The following is a 17,985-nucleotide window of genomic DNA, read 5'->3' on the forward strand; positions in this document are numbered from 1 at the left end:
TCGTCGAGGAGTTCCTACCGAGCACTCGGTCGGGAACTTCTTAGAGTGAGGTCATGACCCCTCGGAAGCCGACCAGGCGCGGCGAGCGTACCCGCTCCGCGATCCTGGCCGCCGCGATCCCGCTGTTCGCCCGCCACGGCTACCGCGGAGCGCCGCTGGCGTCGGTCGCGGACGCGGCCCGGCTCACCCAGCCCGGCCTGCTGCACCACTTCCCGTCGAAGGAGCACCTGCTGATGGCGGTGCTCGAGGAGCGCGACCGCGAGAACATCCGGTGGATGAGCGAAACGTGGTACGACGGCGGCAGCGCCGCGCTGCGCACCCTGGTCTCCCTGGTCGCGCACAACGCCACCACGCCCGAGCTGGTGCAGCTGTTCACCGTGCTCGTCGGCGAAGGCGTTTCGGAGAGCCATCCGGCGCACGAGTACTTCGCGGACCGCTGTGCGCGGCTGCGCCAGGGCATCAAGCGGGCGGTGCAACAGGGGCAGGACACCGGCGAGTTCCGGTCCGATGTGGACCCGGCGGTGTTCGCCTCGCTGCTGCTGGCGGTGATGGACGGGCTGCAGATCCAATGGCTGCTCGACCGGGACCGGGAGATGCCACCGGTGTTCGAGAAGTTCGTGGACATCCTGCTCGAGCAGCTCGCGCCGGCGCGGGGCTAGGCTCCGGCCATGGCTGAACTCTTTTCCGTGGCGGGCAAGACAATCCTGGTGACCGGTGGTTCGCGCGGCATCGGCGAGATGATCGCCCGCGGCATGCTCGACGCGGGCGCGCGGGTCCTCATCTGCTCCCGCAAGCCCGGCGCCGCGGCAGCCGTGGCCGCCGAGCTGTCGAAGACCGGCGAATGCCACGCGCTGCAGGCCGACCTGACCTCGGGCGAGGACATCGCGAAGCTGGCCGAAGCGGTCGGCGAGCACTTCGGCGGCAAGCTCGACGTGCTGGTCAACAACGCCGGCACCACCTGGGGCGCGCCGCTGGAGGAGTTCCCGGCCAAGGGGTGGGAAAAGGTCCTCTCCACCAACGTGACCGGGGTCTTCGAGCTGACCAAGGCGCTGCTGCCGGCGCTGCGGGCCGCCGGGGACAAGCCCGCCCGGGTGATCAACATCGGCTCGGTCGACGGGCTGCGGGTACCGCCGTTCGAGAACTATTCGTACTCGGCGAGCAAGGCCGCGGTGCACATGCTGACCCGGCACCTCGCCAAGCGGCTCGCAGGCGAGGCGATCACCGTCAACGCGATCGCGCCCGGGTTCTTCCCCAGTGACATGACGGGGTTCCTGCTCGCCGAACCCGGTGGGCAGCAGGCGATCGAGGGAACCGTCCCGCTGGGCCGGCTCGGCGGGCAGGACGACATCGCTGGTACGGCGATCTTCCTCTCCTCGGCCGCGGGCGCGTACCTCACCGGCGCGGTGCTTCCGGTGGACGGCGGGCTGTTCGGCTGCGGCTGATCAGCGACGTGTCCGATTGCCGCCAGCTTCCACCGTTTTCCGTGACGAGACTGGCGGTATGACGCACACCCGAATCGAACCCGGCATCCTGTACTTCGGCACCCCGGTGGTGCTGATCTCGACCCGCAACGAGGACGGCTCGCCGAACCTCGCACCGATGTCGTCGGCGTTCTGGCTCGGCTGGCGGGGCGTGCTCGGGCTGGGCGCGCGCTCGAAGACGTCGCAGAACCTGCTGCGGACCGGCGAATGCGTGCTGAACCTGCCCTCCGACGCGCTCGCGTCCCAGGTCGACCGGCTCGCGCTGACCACCGGCTCGAACCCCGTCCCGGCGCGCAAGGCCGAGCGTGGCTACCGGCACGAGGGCGACAAGTTCGGCCGCGCCAGGCTGACCCCGGTCGCGGCCGAGGCCGTTTCGCCGCCGCGCGTGGCCGAGTGCCCGGTCAACCTCGAGGCCGTCCTCGAAGCGGTGCATCCGATCGGCGAGGGCGGCGCGACGCTGACCTTCGAGGTGCGGATCCTGCGCGTGCACGTCCACGAGGACATCCGCGTGCCGGGTACGGCCGACCGCATCGACCCGGACCGCTGGCGCCCGCTGATCATGAGCTTCCAGCACCTGTACGGGCTCGGCCCGCGCGTGCACTCCTCGACGCTCGCGCAGATCCCCGAGCGCCTCTACCGCGGGCCCGACATCGAGCGTGCCCGCGAGGAGGCCAGGGTCGGCTAGGGGGTGCCGCAAAGGCTGGTCGATGGGCTTCGTGATCCAGGTGGTTCCTGGTGGTGCCGGGGGGTTGTACTCGGGTGAATTCTCGGTGCCGTCCAGGGGCCATCTGGGCGCGGAGAGCGTGATTGAGCCTTTGCGGACGCTCCCTAGATCTCGACGAGCACGAGCTGGTTGCCGTCGGGGTCGCGGAACGTGAACATGGGCGGAACTCCTTGCCAGCGAAGGACTTCCGCGTCCACGTCGACCCCGGCGGCAGTCAGGGCCTCGTGGTCGGCGCCGGCATCGGAACTGGTGAAGCGGATGCCGGTGTCGACCCCGCCCTGCCCGGCGACCAGGGCGACCGACGTCGCCGACCCCGGCGGCGCGACCTCGAGCCAGCGCGTGCCGCCGCCGAACGTGCCGTCGCGGCGCTTCTCGAACCCGAGGGTGCCCACGTAGAACTCGAGCGCCCGCTCCTGGTCGGCGACGGGGATCGCCACGGTCGTGATGCCGTTGATGAGAGTTGTCATACCGGTGCAGACCACGCGCCGGCCGGGAAGTCATCGGCGGATGTCGGACTCCGCCGGTCGGCTCCCGGGTGCGACCGCTCAGGCCGCCGCGGTGGCGGTGATGCCCGCGGTGTCCAGGGCCATCTTCACGTCCGCCGTCAGGGCCCGGCGCACGGCCCACTGCCTGCCCGGTTTGGTCTTCACCGTCAGCCGCAGCGTGATGCCCGTCTGGGTCAGGTCCTGCGCACCGAGCGTCTCGACTTCGCCGAGCACGTCGTCCGACAGCGGCGCCCTGGCCACGGCCTGGCGAGCCGCCTCGCCGGCGATCTCCGCCGCCTGGTCGACGTCCGCCGTGTAGCCGATCGGCATGTCGACCACCGCGACACCGAAGCGCTGCGTCGAGTTGCCCACCGCGCTGATCGTCCCGTTCCGCACGTACCAGACCGTGCCGTTCACGTCCCGGACCGTCGTGATCCGCAACCCCACCATCTCCACGGTGCCGGTCGCGTCCCCCAGGTCCACCACGTCACCCACGCCGTACTGGTCCTCCAGCATCATGAAGATCCCCGAGAGGAAGTCCTTGATCAGGTTCTGCGCGCCGAACCCGACGGCCACCCCGACGACACCGGCCGAGGCGAGGATCGGCGCGATGTTGATGCCCAGTTTGCTCAGCACGAGCACGAAAGCGACACCGTAGATCACGAACGACGCGACGCTGCGCAGCAGCGATCCCACCGTCCGTGCCCGTTGCGCCCGCCGCGCCGACGCCGCCGAACCACCGCGGTGGGACAGCGGGCGCAGCATCGTGGGCATCCGGCCGTCGGCGACCCCGCTGGTCATCCGCGTGATCAGCCGGCGCACCAGCCATCTCAGCAGCAGTGCGCCGAGCACGATGCCGACGATTCCGAGCAACGGGTCCAGCAGGGCTCTGGCGGAGGGCAAGCGTCGACTCCTTCTCGTGTGGTTACGCCTTCCGAAAAGACGTAACCACACGAGGGAGTGCCTACGCTGTAAGGAGATTCACCCTCGACGTTCGTGCGGCGGAAACTCCGCGCTGACCTCTTCGTCCTCGTGGTAGGACCGTTCCTGCGCATACGCGTCGTACGCCCGGTGGTCGGCCTCGGTCTCCGGCGCGTCGGTGATCGCCCGCGGGTGCAGGCGCTCCTTCAGCACCACGTTCAGCTGCGCGCCCAGCAGCGTGATGATGCTCTGCAGGTAGAACCACCACAGCAGGGTGATGACGGTGGCGAACGTGCCGTAGGTGCTCTGCGCCTTGTGCAGGTAGTTGCTGATGATCAGCGACGACAGCGACTGCAGGACCCAGAACAGCACGCCCGAGAGCACCGCACCGGGCAGCACGTCGCGGGTGGTGATCTCCCGGTCGGTCAGGATGCGGAACGCGGCGACGAACAGGCCCACGTCCAGCGCGATCGCGATGACGTAACCCAGTAGGTGCCCGGCCCAGCCCAGGTGCACGGCATTGCTGCCGCTGGAGACGAACCCGCTGATCAGCGTGCTCAGCACCAGCCCGAGCCCGATGCTCGCCAGCACCCCGACGCTCCGCCCGATCTGCTCGGTGATCTTCGGCCGTGCCACGTACGGCAGCTCCCACACCGAGTTGAACGCGAACTGCGTCGTGCGCACCACCGACAGCCCGCTCCACAGCGCGCTCACCAGCCCGATGAGCAGCGCCCACCACGAACCGCTCAGCCCGTGCATGGTCGACGGGTCGAGCAGCGGGAACATGGTCCCCACGTCGCCGAGCACCCGGTCCTTCACGCTGTCGGGCAGGAAGAAGCCCAGCAGCGTGATGAACACCAGGAACAGCGGGAAGATCGAGAAGAACGCCCAGAACGCGATCATCGCCGCGAGGTTCGTCGACTGGTCCTCGGCGAACTTCTTGAACACCGCCACCGGGATCCCCACCGCCTCGTGGCGCTGCTGGAACTGGTCCACCCGATCGAGTTCGGCCTTCACCTTGCCGGTCTTTTCGTTCACGGTCGACTCCCACCCGCTCCGATTCGTCCTGAACGTGAGCTACCCCCTCGTTCACCAGGTCAACCAGCGTTTTTGGCGCGATCGGGGCGGCATGATACGTCACATCTGCGCGGAGGGCAGCGCGAAAGGGTGATCGCAGGAGTTACCGTGAGTGCATGGCAAGTTGGGCGGCCCTGTGGGCCGAGTTCTCGGCCCGCAGGACTCTGGAGCGGCTGCACGAGCAGCTGGGCGCCGGGCTGCTGGCCGCGGCCGCGGCGCCGGGCCTGCTGGCGGCGATCGACCAGCATTCCGCCGCGGTCCGCGACATCGTGACCCTCGGGGTGGAGGGCTCGGCCGCCGTCGCCGGGGCCGTCCTGCTCGCCGGCTACGCCAGTGGCCTGCTCGACCAGGCCAAGGAGCTCGGCTGGCGGTTCGCCTCGCCCGCCGACTGGAACACGGCCGACTGGTTCACCGCACGCCTGCTGGCCGTCTGCGCGCTGGCCAAGCACTTCGACGAGCCCGGCTACCGCCGGCTCGCCCTGGAAAGCTGAAACGGCCGGTCCCCGTGAGGACCGGCCGCTCCAGTTTCTCGGTGGGTGGAGTCACCCCTGGCCCCCGGTCGGGGGCATCGGCCCCGGACCCTGGGAGCTGCGCGTGGCGGCCGACGGCTGCTGCGCGCCCAGCTGCTCGGTGGGCGCCTCGCTCCGCCGCGTCGCGTCCTCGCGGCCGCGCTGGTAGGCGTCCGCGTGCGCCTTCGCCGAGGGCAGCTCGTTCTCGGCGCGGCCGAGCCAGCTCTCCCAGCGCTGCTGCATAGGCCGGACGAGGCCGCCGCCCATCCCGACGATCACGACACCGGCGATGGTGGCGAGCACGGCGATCAGCACCGGCGTGGTCACCGTGGTGGCGACGCCGATCTGGTTCAGCGCGGCGATGATGCCCAGGCCCCAGATGAACACCGAGGCGACCGTGGCGAGCACCTTGCCGTAGGACAGCCCGCCCAGCGCGCCGCTGATCAGGTCCTTGACCGCACGGGCGATCGCGCCGGCGACGACGACGATGATGATCGCGACCGCGGCCTTCGGCAGCCACGCGACGATGCCCGTGAGCATCGAGCTCACCGGGTTCGGGCCCCAGACGCCGAACGCGATCTGCAGCGCGATCAGCAGGATCGCGTAGTAGACCAGTTTGCCGATGATGTCGGTGGCGTCGTACTTGCTGCGGGACAGCATCTGTTTGATCCCGCCACGCTCGACCACGCGGTTGAAGCCGACCTTCTCGAGCACCTTGCCGACGATCTTCGCGAGCGCCTTCGCCACGAACCAGCCGATCACCATGATCACCAGGAAGGCGACCAGCTTCGGCACGAACGTGGCGACGGAGCTCCAGGCGTTGGACACGCCTTGTCCAAAGTCGACAGCTGCCAGATGAGTTGTGGACACTGCTTTCTCCCTTCCCGACCGGGCGTCAACGGCGGGTTCCCCCGCTCTTCTCCTTCCACACTTCGAAAACGGAAAACCAGTAACCGACAATGCTTCGACCTGGGGATCAGCACAAGCCGGGGTCACTCGTTCGAGTGTGGTTCCGAACGGGAACCGATCGCCTAACATCGGTGCCGTGGACCTTCCCGTGATGCCACCGGTCAAACCGATGCTGGCCAAGGCCGTGCACGAGGTGCCGCGCGCGCCCGGGCTGCGGTACGAACCGAAATGGGACGGCTTCCGGTGCGTGGTGTTCCGCGACGGCGACGAGGTCGAACTGGGCTCCCGCAACGACCGGCCGCTGACGCGGTACTTTCCCGAGCTCGTCGACCTGGTCAAGGACGCGCTGCCGGCGCGCTGCGTGGTGGACGGCGAAATCGTCATCGTGACCGAGCACGGTCTCGATTTCGAGAGCCTGCAGTTGCGGCTGCATCCGGCCGCGTCCCGGGTGCGCAAGCTCGCGGCGGAAACACCCGCGAGCTTCGTCGTCTTCGACCTGCTGGCGCTTGCAGATCGCGATTTGACGAACGAGCCTTTCGCGGAACGGCGGCGGTTACTGGAAACAACCGTCGGCCGTGAATTCGCCCGGGTGCATCTGACGCCGATGTCGGAGGACCCGGAAGTCGCGCAGGACTGGTTCAACCGGTTCGAGGGCGCGGGGTTCGACGGTGTGATGGCGAAGCCCGCGGACCAGCCCTACGAACAGGACAGGCGGGTGATGTGGAAGGTCAAGCACGAGCGCACGGCCGACTGCGTCGTCGCGGGCTTCCGCCTGCACAAGGACGGAAAAGGCATCGGCTCGTTGTTGCTGGGGTTGTACGACGACGCGGGCACGCTGCACCACGTCGGTGTCGCGAGCAGTTTCACCGCGGCCCGGCGGAAGGAGCTCGTCGACGAGCTGGCGCCGTTGCGGGAGAACGCGTTGGAGTCGCATCCTTGGCGTCGCTGGGCCGAAGCGCAGACGGAGGCAGGCGGGCGGATGCCGGGGGCGCAGAGCCGGTGGAGCGTCGGCAAGGACCTCTCGTGGGAGCCGATCCGGCCCGAGCTGGTCGCGGAGGTGCGCTACGAGCACGTGCAGTCCGGCCGGTTCCGGCACGGCACGCGGCTGGTGCGGTTCCGGCCGGACCGGCAGCCGGAGTCGTGCACCTACGCCCAGCTGGAGGAGATCGCGCCGGCCGAACTGTCCACTTTGTTCAGTGAGGCGCGGTCGTGAACGTCGGCGGCGTGGAGATCTCGCACCCGGAGAAGGTGTACTTCACCGAGCGCGGCGAGACCAAGCTCGACCTGGTCCGGTACTACGAGTCGGTGGCGGGCCCGCTGCTCGCCCGGCTCGGCGGCAGGCCGTTGTTGCTCGAACGCCATCCCGACGGCGCGAGCGGGAAGTCGTGGTTCCAGAAGCGGGTGCCGAAGTCGACGCCTGACTGGGTCACCACCACGGTCGTCGCCACACCGAACGGCACGACCAGTGACGCGCTCGTCGCGGCGGACCTCGCGCACATCCTGTGGGCGGTGAACCTCGGCTGCATCGGCTTCCACGTGTGGCCCGTCCACGCGGCCACCCCCGAGGTGACCGACGAGCTGCGGGTGGACCTCGACCCGTCGCCGGGTATCGGGTTTCCGCAGGTGCGGGAGGCGGCGGGGCTGACCCGCGCGCTGCTCGAGGAGCTGGGCATCGAGGCGCACCTGAAGACCACCGGCTCCCGCGGTCTGCACGTCTACGCTGCGCTGGAGCCGAACTGGGACGGCTACCAGGTGCGCGCGGCGGCGGTGGCGCTGGCCAGGGAGCTGGAGCGGCGGCATCCGGACCTGATGACCGCCCAGTGGTGGAAGGAGGAGCGGGGCGCCCGGGTGTTCGTGGACTTCAACCAGAACGCCCCGCACAAGACGGTGTTCGGCGCGTGGTGCGTGCGGCCACGGGTGGGCGCCCAGGTGTCGGCGCCCATCGGCTGGGACGAGCTGGCGACGGTGGAACCCGCGGAGCTGACCATCGCCACGGTCCCCGCGCTCGTCGCCGAACGCGGGGACCCGTGGGCGGACATCCGGCCGCAGTCGCTCGAGCCGCTGCTGGAGATGTCCCGCCGTGACCTCGAAAGCGGGTTGATGGACGCGCCGTGGCCGCCGGTCTATCCGAAGATGCCCAACGAACCGCCGCGCGTGGCGCCTAGCCGCGCGAAGAAGGCTCAGCCGTGAGGTAGCCGCCCATCGCGGGAAAGTAGTCGGTCGCCGCGAGCTCCGTGCCGTCGTCCGTGCGGACCCGCTCCACGACGAGGCCGTGGTCGCGGCCGTACCGCGCGTCCGCGCCGGCGACGATCACCACGCCGTCGCCCTCCTTGATGAAGATCCGCCCCGGGGTCCCGCCGTAGCGCGCCCGCGAAACCGACGCCCGCACGATCCGCAGGCGCTCCCCGCGGTGGAAGGTGAAGGCGTTCGGGTACGGGTCGGCCTGCGCGCGCACCAGGCGGTCGATGTCCTCCGCCGGCCAGGTCCAGTCGATGCGACTGTCCTCAATGGACCGCTTGTGGAAGAAGCTGGCCTTCGACCGGTCCTGCGGCGTCCAGTCCGTGCGGCCCGAGGCGATCAGCCCGAGCGCCTCGGTCACCACGGGCGCGATGAGGTCGACCGTCCTGTGGAACAGGTCCGTGCTGGTGTCGCGCGGCCCGACGGGCACCGAGCGCTGCAGCACGATGTCCCCGGCGTCGAGCTCGTCATCCATCAGGTGGGCCGTGACGCCGACCTCCGGCTCGCCGTTGATCAGTGCCCAGATCAGCGGGGAGAACCCGGCGTAGGCGGGCAGCAGCGAGTCGTGCACGTTGAGCGTGCCGTGTGGCGGCAGGGCGAAGATCTCCGGCGGGAGCCAGGTGCGCCAGTTGTTGGCGACGATGATGTCCGGCTCGGCCTCCTTGAGCCGGGTGACCAGGTCGTCCGGCCGGTTGCGCAGCAGCACCGGCACGCCGTGCTCCTCGGCGAGGTCGGCGACCGAGTCGGACCAGATCTTCTCGTACGCGTGGTCGCTCTTGGGATGGGTCACCACCAGGACCACGTCGTGCTCCGAGTCCAGCAGCGCCCGCAGCGTGCGGTGCCCCCAGGTCTGGTACCCGAACATCGCGACCCGCATCGGTCCTCCTCGGCCAGGGATCAACATCACGCCCGAATGTAGTAGTTGAGGCTCACCTAACTTAGGTTAGGGTTGCCTCTGTTGTACATCGACAGAGGGGACGGGCATGCCAGTACCGCCGGAGTTCGACCTGATCGGGGTGGGTTTCGGGCCCTCCAACCTCGCGCTGGCGATCGCCGTCGCCGAGCACAACGCCACGACCGCCGAGCCGGTGACCGCCCACTTCCTGGAACGCCAGCCGCGGTTCGGCTGGCACCGCGGGATGCTGCTCGAGGACGCGACGATGCAGGTGTCGTTCCTGAAGGACCTGGTCACGATGCGGAACCCGGCCAGCGGGTTCAGCTTCCTGTCCTACCTGCACAGCCAGGGCAGGCTGGTCGACTTCATCAACCACAAGAACCTGTTCCCGCTGCGGGTGGAGTTCCACGACTACTTCGAATGGGCCGCCGCCAAGGTCGACGACCGGGTTTCCTACGGCCACGACGTGGTGTCCGTGCGCGGGGGCGACCCGTACTTCGAGGTGCGCACGGCGGACGGGGACGTCTACCGCGCGCGCGACCTCGTGGTGGGCACCGGACTGCGCCCGAACCTTCCCGAAGGGGCCGAGATCAGCGACCGCATCTGGCACAACCACCAGCTGCTGTACCGCATCGACGACGTCGAGGAGCCCGTGCGGTGCGTCGTCGTCGGTGCCGGGCAGAGCGCCGCCGAGGTCACCGCGTTCCTGCACGACCGGTTCCCGGCGGCCGAGGTGTGCTCGGTGTTCGCCCGCTACGGCTACAGCCCGTCGGACGACAGCTCGTTCGCGAACCGGATCTTCGACCCGGACGGGGTCGACGCGTTCTACTCCGCGCCCGAGGACGTCAAGCAGCGCCTGATGAACTACCACGGCAACACGAACTACTCGGCCGTGGACCTCGACCTGATCGACGACCTGTACCGCCGCGTCTACCGCGAGAAGGTCCAGGGCAGGCAGCGGCTGCGCATCTTCAACACCTCGCGACCGGTCGACATCACGGAGGACGAACTGGTGCGGGTCACCGTCGAGTCGCTGACCACCGGCGAGAAAACGGTGCTGGACGCCGATCTCGTCGTCTACGCCACCGGATACCGGCCCGCGGATCCGACGTCGCTGCTCGGCGAGGTCGGGGAGCGGTGCCGCCGGGACGAGCGTGGCAGGCTGCGCGTGGAACGGGACTACCGGCTCGTCGCGCCGGACGTGCGTGGCGGCATCTACCTGCAGGGCGGCACCGAGCACACGCACGGGATCACGTCGTCGCTGCTGTCCAACACCGCCGTCCGCGTCGGCGAAATCCTGGCCTCGATCCTCGAACGCCGGCCCGCGCTGGACTGGTCGGCCGAATACGCCGTGAAGGAGTGGGCGTGAGTCTGGAACTGATGGCGGCGCTGGCTCGCGCCGGGTTCGACGACTACGTGGTGTACGAGAACGACGGCACGTGGACGTTCGCGGGCGGTTCGCTCGCCACGGTCACGCTCGACGCGACGCACGTGCGGGTGCGGAGCGTGGTCGAATCCGACACCGAGTGGTCGGGTTCACCGGGGGCGGCCTTGCGTGCCGCGCTGGATTCGTTGCCGGTACCGGGATGGCGAGCGTACGGCAGTGTCCACTTTGGATTCTCGGGCTTGCTGCCCGGGCTGGGACTGCGTGGCGTGGCGGCGCCGGCCGGTGACCTGGTGCGGTTGCTGGTGCCGCGCACCGAGGTGACGATCGCCGGGGGCGAGGTGACGATCCGCGGCGAGGAGCAGGACCGGGTACGGGAGATCCTGCGCGAGCCGATGACCGGCGCCGCGCCGCGGCCGCGCCCGATCGACGTCCGGGTGGACGGGGCGGGCTACCGCGAGCGGGTCGCGCAGGCGATCAAGGAGATCCGGCAGGGGCAGTACCAGAAGGTCATCCTGTCCCGGTCGGTGCGGATCCCGTTCGCCGCGGACCTGGTCGCGACGTACGAGGTGGGGCGGCGCGGCAACACGCCGGCACGCTCGTTCCTGATGCGGCTCGGGGGCGCGGAGGCCGCGGGGTTCAGCCCCGAGGTGATCGTGACGGTCTCCCCGGACGGTGCCGTCGCGACGCAGCCGCTGGCGGGCACGCGGGCGTTCGGCCGGGGAGCGGACGAGGACGCCGCGGCGCGCACGGACCTGGAGTCGAATCCGAAGGAGATCTTCGAGCACGCGGTGTCGGTGCGAACGGCGCAGGAGGAGCTGCGGCGCGTGTGCCGCCCGGAGTCGGTGCGGGTGGGAGACTTCATGGGGGTCAAGGAGCGGGGGAGCGTGCAGCACCTGGCTTCGCTGGTGTGCGGCGACCTCGCCGAGGGGCGCACGGCGTGGGACGCGCTGGAGGCGGTGTTCCCGGCGGTGACGGCGTCGGGCATCCCGAAGCGGGAGTCGCTGGACGCGATCGCGCGGATGGACGAGGCGCGGAGGTTGTACTCGGGCGCGGTGCTGGCGGCCTCGCACGACGGCTCCCTGGACGCGGCGCTCGTGCTGCGGGCGGTGTACCAGGAGGCGGGCGTGACGTGGCTGCGTGCGGGGGCGGGCATCGTCGCGGACTCCACACCGGAGCGTGAGTTCGAGGAGACGTGCGAGAAGTTGAGCAGCGTGGCGCCGTTCGTGGTGCCTGCGTAGGGGATGGCGGGGTGCGACTGCGCCGGCGCGCGCAGCGCGCCGGACAACTGGGGAACGCCCGTCCCACCCCGATCGTGGAGTGTTCAACGGTCGGCCCACCGCGTCAAGGCGGGAAAGATGCCTTGACCCGGCGTGCCGACCGCTGAAGGGCGCGGGGAGCGGGGTGGGTGCGGGCATTCGGCTGCCGTTGCCGGGTTCGCCTTCGCGGGGTGGCTGCGTTGCCGGGTTCGCTTTCCGTACTGGCCGTTCCGCGCGCCCGCCCTACCGTCGGGTGCGGCGTAGCAGCCAGGCGAGATACGCGCCGCCGAGGGCGGCGGTTGCGACGCCGACCGGGAGGGTGCCGCTGCCGGCCACCCGCTGCGCCACGAAGTCCGCCGCCAGGACGAGCAGTGCGCCCATCCACGCCGCGGGCAGGATCCCCGCGCCGGGCGCTCGCGTCAGCCGCTTCGCCAGTTGGGGCGCGGTGAGCGACACGAAGGCGATCGGCCCGGCGACGGCAGTCGCCGCCGCGCAGGCCGCCGTGCCCACGACGATCAGGTACAACCGGCTCGGCTCGACGCGCACCCCCAGCGCCGCGGCCGAGTCGTCGCCCATCTCCAGGATGTCCAGCCACCGTACGCCCACCAGCACCAACGGCACGACCACCGCGAGCGCGATCAGCGCCGGCCACACGTGCTCCCAGCCCAGGTTGTTCAGGCTCCCGGTGATCCACACCGTCGCCCGCGCGACGTCCGCCAGTTTCGCGTTGACGATCAGGTAGAAGTTGACCGCCTGCAGGATCGCGCTGACGCCGATGCCCACCAATACCAGCCGCGTACCGCGCACTCCTCGTTGCCACGCCAGCAGGTACACCGCGAGCGCCGTCGCGAGGCCACCGGCGATCGCGCCGAGGGACACCGCGAGCAGGCTGCCGCCGAACACCAGGATCATCAGCAACCCGCCGGTCGTGGCGCCGTAGTTGAACCCGATGATGTCCGGGCTGCCGAGCGGGTTCCGCGACAGGCTCTGGAACACCGCCCCGCTCATCCCCAGCGCCGCGCCCACGCACAGCGCGATCAGCACGCGCGGCAGCCGCAGGTCGAGCACCGCGAAGTCGGTCAGCCTGCTGCCGTTGCCCAACAGCGTCCGCACCACGTCCAACGGTGCCACGGAGATCGAGCCGACCCCGAGTGCGAGGACCGCGACCACCAGGATCGCCACGACCAGGCCCGCCGACACCGTCATCGCCCGCCGGGTCATGCCCTCGCCGCCTTGCTCCGTCGCACCAGCCAGATGAACACCGGCGCCCCCAGCAACGCCGTCACCACCCCCACGTCGATCTCCGCTCGGGCGATGACCCGGCCGAGCACGTCCGCGGCCAGCAGCAACGCGGGCGCGAGGACGGCGCAGTAGGGCAGCACCCACCGCTGGTCCGGCCCGGTCAGCGCGCGCACCATGTGCGGCACGGCGAGCCCGACGAACACCAGCGGCCCCACCGCTGCCGTCGCCGCACCGGCCAGCAACGTGACCGCCAGCAGCGACAACAGGCGCGTCCGGCCCAGATGCGCGCCGAGGGAGGTGCCGGCGTCGTCGCCGAGGGCCAGCGCGTTCAACGGTCGTGCCAGCAGCAGGGCCAGGATCAAGCCTGCGCCGAGGAACGGCGCGACCCGTACGAGCGTCGCGTCGTCCGCCCGCTGCAGCGAACCCACCGTCCAGAATCGCATCTGGTCGAGCGTCTGCTGGTTCAGCAGGGTCAGGCACTGGGTGAGCCCGGTGAGCGCGGCCGACACCGCGGTGCCGGCGAGGGCGAGCCGGACCGGCGAAGCGCCTCCCCGCCCGGCGATGAAGTACAGCACCGTCCCGGCGATCGCGGCGCCCGCGAACGCGAACCACACGAACGCCCGCAGATCAGTCAGCCCCAGGACGCTCACCGACAGCGCGGCCGCGGCCGAGGCGCCGGCGTTGACGCCCAGCAGGCCCGGGTCGGCGAGCGGGTTGCGCGTCAGCGCCTGCATCACCGCCCCCGCGACGCCCAGCGAGGCGCCGACCGCGATGCCGATCAGCGTGCGCGGGATCCGCAGGTCCCACACCACGAACGAGGCGTCCGAACCGTCCCGTTCGAACAACAGGTGGACCACTGTGGACAGTGGGATCGAGCGCGCGCCCACCGCGATGGACAGCAGCGACACGACGACCAGCAGGACCAGGGCGAAAACGAGGCCGGTGGTGCGCGACCTCACTCCGCGCCACCGGCGAGGCGCCGGGCGAGCTCGGTCTTGCTGACCTTGCCGACCTTCGTGAGCGGGAACTCCTCGAGCACCTCGATCCGGTCGGGCAGCTTGTACTCGGCGACCCCGCGCTCGCGCAGGAACGCGGCGACCTCCCGCAGCTTCGGCGGCGCGCCGCGGACGACGAGGAACGCGCAGGTGCGCTCGCCCATCACCTCGTCCGCCATGCCGACGACCGCCGCGTCGTGCACCGCGGGATGCGCGAGCAGGTGGTTCTCCAGCTCCTCGGCCGGGATCTTCTCGCCGCCGCGGTTGATCTGGTCCTTGATCCGGCCTTCGACGATCAGGTGCCCGGACGGCAGCTGCCGCACGACGTCCCCGCTGCGGTAGAACCCGTCCTCGGTGAACGATCGCGCGTTGTGCTCCTCCGCCCGGTAGTAGCCGCGCAGCGTGTACGGGCCGCGCGTCAGCAGCTCGCCGTTCTCGAGCACGCGCACCTCGTCGGCCGGGCACAGCGGCCTGCCCTGCGTGGTGACGACCAGCTCCTGCGGGTCGTCGAGGCGGGTGAAGTTCAGCAGGCCCTCGGCCATGCCGAACACCTGCTGGAGCGCGCAGCCCAACGACTCGCGCACCCGGCTCGCGGGTTCCGCGCTCAACTTCGCGCCGCCCACCTGCAACAGCTCCAGGCTGGTGAGATCTTCGTCGGCGAACTCCGCCGCGTCCATCCACAGTAGAGCGACGGGTGGCACCACCGCGGTCCCCGTGACCTTCTCCCGCTCGATCAACGCGAAAGCCGTGTCGGGGCTGGGATCGGTCGCGAGCACCACGGTGCCGCCCGCCGCGAACGCGCCCAGCAGGCCGGGAGACGACAGTGCGAAGTTGTGTGCGGCTGGCAGTGCGACCAGGTACACCGTGTTCTCGCCGAAGCCGGCGACCTTCGCGCTCGCGCGTGCGTTGTACAGATAGTCGTTGTGGGTGCGGGGAATCAGCTTCGGCGTGCCGGTGGTTCCGCCTGACAGCAGGAAAAGTGCCACGTCCGACGGGTCGGGCTCGGGCAGTTCCACGGGTTCCGCGGTCGGCAGCTCTTCGTCCACCACGACGACCTGCCGCACGCCCGGCACCGCCTTGCAGACGATCTGCGCGAGATCGCGGTACTCGTCGGTGATGAAGTACGCGACCGCTTCGCTCAGTTCGCACAGCGGCACGATCTCGGCCTCGCGGTGGGCGGGTAGGGCGAGCACGGGCAGGGCGCCCACGCGCAGCAGCGCGAAGAACAGCGCCACGAACTCCGGGATGTTGGGCACCTGCACCACGACCCGCTCGCGTGGGGAGACCAGCGATGACAGGCCGGACGCGACCCGCGCCACCCACGCGTCGAGCTCGGCGTAGGTCCACCGGGATCCGTCGGCGCCGACGAGCGCGACGCGGTCCGGGTGCCGCTCGACGCCGTCACGCAGCAGCTGGTCCAGCGGTTCCCCGGTCCAGTAACCCTCGGCCCGGTAGCGCTCGGCCAGCTCCTCCGGCCAGGGCACGCACCCCTCCAGCATCCGCAGCTCCTTGGGTCAGGCGACGAAGTTAGGTTAGGCTAGCCGACATACTTCGAGGGAAGGTAGCTCGTGCGGCTCGGGGAACTGGTCATCGACGTCACACCGCTGCGGACCAGTCCGGCCTACCGGCGGGTGTTCGCCGCGCAGACCCTCACGGTGCTGACCACAGCGCTCACCAATGTCGCCATCAACCTGCACGTCTACCAGCTCACCGGTTCCTCGGTCCAGGTCGGCCTGGTCAGCCTGGTGTTCGGGCTCGCACTGCTCGCGGGGCTGCTCGCGGGCGGCGTGCTCGCCGACCGGCTCGACCGCCGCCGCCTCATCCTCGGCACCCGTTCGCTGGTCGCGCTCGTCCTCGCCGGGCTCGCGGTCAACGCGGCGATGCCGCAGCCGCTGCTGGGCATCGTGTACCTCGCGGCCGTGCCGGCGGGCGGGATCAACGGCCTCGGCGGATCCGCGCTGATGGCCGCGATCCCGGCGCTCGTCACGCCCGCCCAGCTGACCGCCGCGGGTGCGTTGTTCACCGTGACCAGCCAGTTCGGCGCGATGGTCGGGCCGACGATCGCCGGGTTCATCGCGGCGGGCCCTGGCGTCGCCACCTGTTTCGCGATCGACGCGGCCGGATATCTCGTCGGTATCGCGCTGATGTGGTTCATTCCACCGCTGCGCGCCGAGCGGGAGCCGCAGCACCCCTTGCGTTCCCTCGCCGAGGGTTTCCGTTTCGTGCGAGGCAACCAGGTCGTCGCGGGGCTGCTGCTGATCGACGTGTGGGCCATGGTGTTCGCGATGCCGTACGCGCTTTTCCCGCAACTGGCGAAGGAAGTGTTCGGCGGCGGGCCGTCGACGGTCGGCCTCCTCTACACCGCGCCCGCGGTCGGGGCGTTCATCGGCGCGCTGGCCAGCGGCTGGACCGGGCGTGCGCGGCACAGTGGTCGCGCGCTGATCGCGTCGGTGCTCGTGTGGGGTCTGGCGATCACCGGGTTCGGCCTGTCCGGGCACCTGTGGCTCGGGCTGCTGTGCCTGGCGATCGCGGGCCTCGGCGACACGACCTCGGAAATCCTGCGCCGCGCCCTGTTGCAGCACTACACCCTGGACCACCTGCAGGGCCGCGTCTCGAGTCTCTGGCTCGCGCAGGCCACCAGCGGGGCGGCGGTCGGCAACGCCGAGGCCGGTCTGGCCGCGCGCCTGCTCGGCGGCTCGGGCGCGGTGGTCGGCGGCGGGCTGGTGTGCGTGCTGGGCGTCTGCCTGGTCGCCGCGACGATGCCCCGGCTGCGCCGGGCGAGCCTGCAAGGAGAGCGATGCCCCTCGCTGCCGTCAACGGCGTGAAGATCTCCTACGCCGACACGGGTTCCGGCGAGCCGGTGGTGCTCGTGATGGGCACCGCCGCGACCGGCCGGGTGTGGCACCTGCACCAGGTGCCCGCGCTCGTCGACGCCGGCTACCGCGTGATCACCTTCGACAACCGCGGGATTTCCGGCGAGGACACGGAATTCACGATCGACGACCTGGTCGCCGACACGGCCGAGCTGATCGAGTACCTGGAGCTGGGGCCGTGCCGGCTGGTCGGCACGTCGATGGGCGCGCAGGTCGTGACCGAGCTGGCGCTCGCGCATCCCGAGTTGGTCACGCAGGCGGTCATGATGGCGACGCGAGGCCGCGCGGACGTCCTGCGCGCCGCGATGGGTGCGGCCGAACGCGAGCTGCGGGAGAGCGCGGTGGAGCTGCCCGCGCGGTACGAAGCCGTGGTGCGGGCGGTGCAGAATCTCTCGCCGCGCACGCTGAACGACGACGCGGCGATGCGGGACTGGCTCGACCTGTTCGCGCTCTCGCCCACGATCTGGACCCCGGGCCTGCGCGCCCAGCTGTGCCTGGACATCACCGGAAACCGGCTGCCCGCGTACCGGGCGATCAAGGTTCCGTGCCTGGTCATCGGGTTCGCCGACGACCTGCGCCTGCCGGCGCACCTGGCACGGGAGGTCGCCGACGCGATCCCGTCCGCCGAGTACCTGGAGCTGGCGGACTGCGGCCACTACGGCTACCTGGAGCGGCCGCACGCGGTCAACGCCGCACTCGTCACCTTTTTCGCGGGTAGACACTCTTAGTCTCCCCTTACTAAGGTAAGCCTCAGCTAACGACGCATGGGAGGCTTACGTGACGAACCCCTTCGACGACGACAGCGGCCGGTTCTACGCCCTGACCAACGACGAGGGCCAGTACTCCCTGTGGCCCACCTTCGCCGAGGTGCCCTCGGGCTGGCGGGTCGTGTTCGGCGAGGACTCGCGGCAGGCCTGCCTCGACCACATCGAGGCGAACTGGACGGACATGCGGCCCCGCAGCCTGGTCCGCACGATGGAATCCGGGTCCTGA

19 protein-coding genes are annotated in these 17,985 nt (G+C 70.4%); 11 read left to right on the forward strand and 8 right to left on the reverse strand.

The genetic code is table 11. The annotated features are described in order from the left end of the window. Positions 1-53 precede the first annotated feature (53 nt). From LWP59_RS02720 to LWP59_RS02730, 3 genes are read left to right on the forward strand one after another with little or no spacing between them, the layout of a single operon-like run. Positions 54-659: a TetR/AcrR family transcriptional regulator gene (locus tag LWP59_RS02720; protein WP_144642561.1), complete on the forward strand. Its 606-nt coding sequence runs from the start codon at positions 54-56 to the stop codon at positions 657-659. 9 nt (positions 660-668) lie between these two features. Next, positions 669-1,442: an SDR family oxidoreductase gene (locus LWP59_RS02725; protein ID WP_144642562.1), complete on the forward strand. Its 774-nt coding sequence runs from the start codon at positions 669-671 to the stop codon at positions 1,440-1,442. Positions 1,443-1,500: 58 nt separating this feature from the next. After that, complete coding sequence (locus LWP59_RS02730; protein WP_144642563.1) at positions 1,501-2,166, forward strand: flavin reductase family protein; 666 nt, start codon at positions 1,501-1,503, stop codon at positions 2,164-2,166. Between the two features lie 143 nt (positions 2,167-2,309). Here the strand turns inward: LWP59_RS02730 and LWP59_RS02735 are convergent, their stop codons facing one another. From LWP59_RS02735 to LWP59_RS02745, 3 genes are all read right to left on the reverse strand, one after another. Next, complete coding sequence (locus tag LWP59_RS02735) at positions 2,310-2,672, reverse strand: VOC family protein (RefSeq protein WP_144642564.1); 363 nt, start codon at positions 2,670-2,672, stop codon at positions 2,310-2,312. A 78-nt stretch (positions 2,673-2,750) separates the two neighbouring features. Beyond that, positions 2,751-3,593 carry a mechanosensitive ion channel family protein gene (locus LWP59_RS02740; protein WP_229857940.1) on the reverse strand — a complete coding sequence of 281 codons (843 nt, stop codon included), beginning with the start codon at positions 3,591-3,593 and terminating at the stop codon, positions 2,751-2,753. A 78-nt stretch (positions 3,594-3,671) separates the two neighbouring features. Then, positions 3,672-4,649: a YihY/virulence factor BrkB family protein gene (locus LWP59_RS02745; protein ID WP_144642565.1), complete on the reverse strand. Its 978-nt coding sequence runs from the start codon at positions 4,647-4,649 to the stop codon at positions 3,672-3,674. A gap of 155 nt (positions 4,650-4,804) precedes the next feature. Here LWP59_RS02745 and LWP59_RS02750 point away from each other — a divergent pair, with 155 nt between their 5' ends. Continuing rightward, the gene (locus LWP59_RS02750) at positions 4,805-5,179 is read left to right on the forward strand and encodes a DUF6401 family natural product biosynthesis protein (RefSeq protein ID WP_144642566.1); all 375 of its coding nucleotides are present in this window, start codon (positions 4,805-4,807) and stop codon (positions 5,177-5,179) included. Positions 5,180-5,230: 51 nt separating this feature from the next. Here LWP59_RS02750 and LWP59_RS02755 read toward each other — a convergent pair whose 3' ends face one another. Continuing rightward, positions 5,231-6,067, reverse strand: coding sequence for a mechanosensitive ion channel family protein (locus LWP59_RS02755; protein WP_144642567.1), 837 nt, complete (start codon positions 6,065-6,067; stop codon positions 5,231-5,233). Between the two features lie 175 nt (positions 6,068-6,242). Here LWP59_RS02755 and LWP59_RS02760 point away from each other — a divergent pair, with 175 nt between their 5' ends. Together LWP59_RS02760 and ligD are read left to right on the forward strand one after the other, a co-directional pair. Then, positions 6,243-7,319, forward strand: a complete 1,077-nt coding sequence (locus LWP59_RS02760) for an ATP-dependent DNA ligase (protein WP_144642568.1) — start codon at positions 6,243-6,245, stop codon at positions 7,317-7,319. Next, positions 7,316-8,296, forward strand: coding sequence for a non-homologous end-joining DNA ligase (gene ligD, locus LWP59_RS02765; RefSeq protein ID WP_144642569.1), 981 nt, complete (start codon positions 7,316-7,318; stop codon positions 8,294-8,296). Before LWP59_RS02760 ends, ligD begins: the two co-directional genes overlap by 4 nt. Here ligD and LWP59_RS02770 read toward each other — a convergent pair. Then, on the reverse strand, positions 8,268-9,221 hold the full coding sequence (locus tag LWP59_RS02770; protein WP_144642570.1) for a methionyl-tRNA formyltransferase: 954 nt from the start codon (positions 9,219-9,221) through the stop codon (positions 8,268-8,270). The genes ligD and LWP59_RS02770 overlap by 29 nt on opposite strands. Positions 9,222-9,327: 106 nt before the next feature. Here LWP59_RS02770 and LWP59_RS02775 point away from each other — a divergent pair, with 106 nt between their 5' ends. Together LWP59_RS02775 and LWP59_RS02780 are read left to right on the forward strand one after the other, a co-directional pair. After that, positions 9,328-10,608: a lysine N(6)-hydroxylase/L-ornithine N(5)-oxygenase family protein gene (locus LWP59_RS02775; protein ID WP_144642571.1), complete on the forward strand. Its 1,281-nt coding sequence runs from the start codon at positions 9,328-9,330 to the stop codon at positions 10,606-10,608. Beyond that, the gene (locus LWP59_RS02780) at positions 10,605-11,864 is read left to right on the forward strand and encodes a salicylate synthase (protein ID WP_229857938.1); all 1,260 of its coding nucleotides are present in this window, start codon (positions 10,605-10,607) and stop codon (positions 11,862-11,864) included. The genes LWP59_RS02775 and LWP59_RS02780 overlap by 4 nt, the downstream gene beginning before the upstream one ends. A gap of 261 nt (positions 11,865-12,125) precedes the next feature. Here the strand turns inward: LWP59_RS02780 and LWP59_RS02785 are convergent, their stop codons facing one another. Genes LWP59_RS02785 through LWP59_RS02795 form a run of 3 tightly spaced genes read right to left on the reverse strand, consistent with a single transcriptional unit; the run spans position 12,126 to position 15,618 of the window. Next, positions 12,126-13,103, reverse strand: coding sequence for a FecCD family ABC transporter permease (locus LWP59_RS02785; protein ID WP_144642572.1), 978 nt, complete (start codon positions 13,101-13,103; stop codon positions 12,126-12,128). Continuing rightward, positions 13,100-14,083 (reverse strand): FecCD family ABC transporter permease, encoded by a 984-nt coding sequence (locus tag LWP59_RS02790; protein ID WP_144642573.1) that lies wholly within the window; start codon positions 14,081-14,083, stop codon positions 13,100-13,102. The genes LWP59_RS02785 and LWP59_RS02790 overlap by 4 nt, the downstream gene beginning before the upstream one ends. Then, positions 14,080-15,618: a (2,3-dihydroxybenzoyl)adenylate synthase gene (locus LWP59_RS02795; RefSeq protein WP_144642574.1), complete on the reverse strand. Its 1,539-nt coding sequence runs from the start codon at positions 15,616-15,618 to the stop codon at positions 14,080-14,082. Before LWP59_RS02795 ends, LWP59_RS02790 begins: the two co-directional genes overlap by 4 nt. A gap of 69 nt (positions 15,619-15,687) precedes the next feature. Between LWP59_RS02795 and entS the strand changes: the two genes are divergently transcribed. From entS to LWP59_RS02810, 3 genes are read left to right on the forward strand one after another with little or no spacing between them, the layout of a single operon-like run. Further along, on the forward strand, positions 15,688-16,944 hold the full coding sequence (entS, locus tag LWP59_RS02800) for an enterobactin transporter EntS (RefSeq protein WP_144642575.1): 1,257 nt from the start codon (positions 15,688-15,690) through the stop codon (positions 16,942-16,944). Continuing rightward, positions 16,917-17,720 carry an alpha/beta fold hydrolase gene (locus tag LWP59_RS02805; protein ID WP_144642576.1) on the forward strand — a complete coding sequence of 268 codons (804 nt, stop codon included), beginning with the start codon at positions 16,917-16,919 and terminating at the stop codon, positions 17,718-17,720. The genes entS and LWP59_RS02805 overlap by 28 nt, the downstream gene beginning before the upstream one ends. A 49-nt stretch (positions 17,721-17,769) precedes the next feature. Further along, entirely contained in the window at positions 17,770-17,985 is a 216-nt protein-coding gene (locus tag LWP59_RS02810; RefSeq protein WP_144642577.1) for an MbtH family protein, read from the forward strand.

The organism is Amycolatopsis acidiphila, assembly GCF_021391495.1.
GTDB lineage: Bacteria > Actinomycetota > Actinomycetes > Mycobacteriales > Pseudonocardiaceae > Amycolatopsis_E > Amycolatopsis_E acidiphila.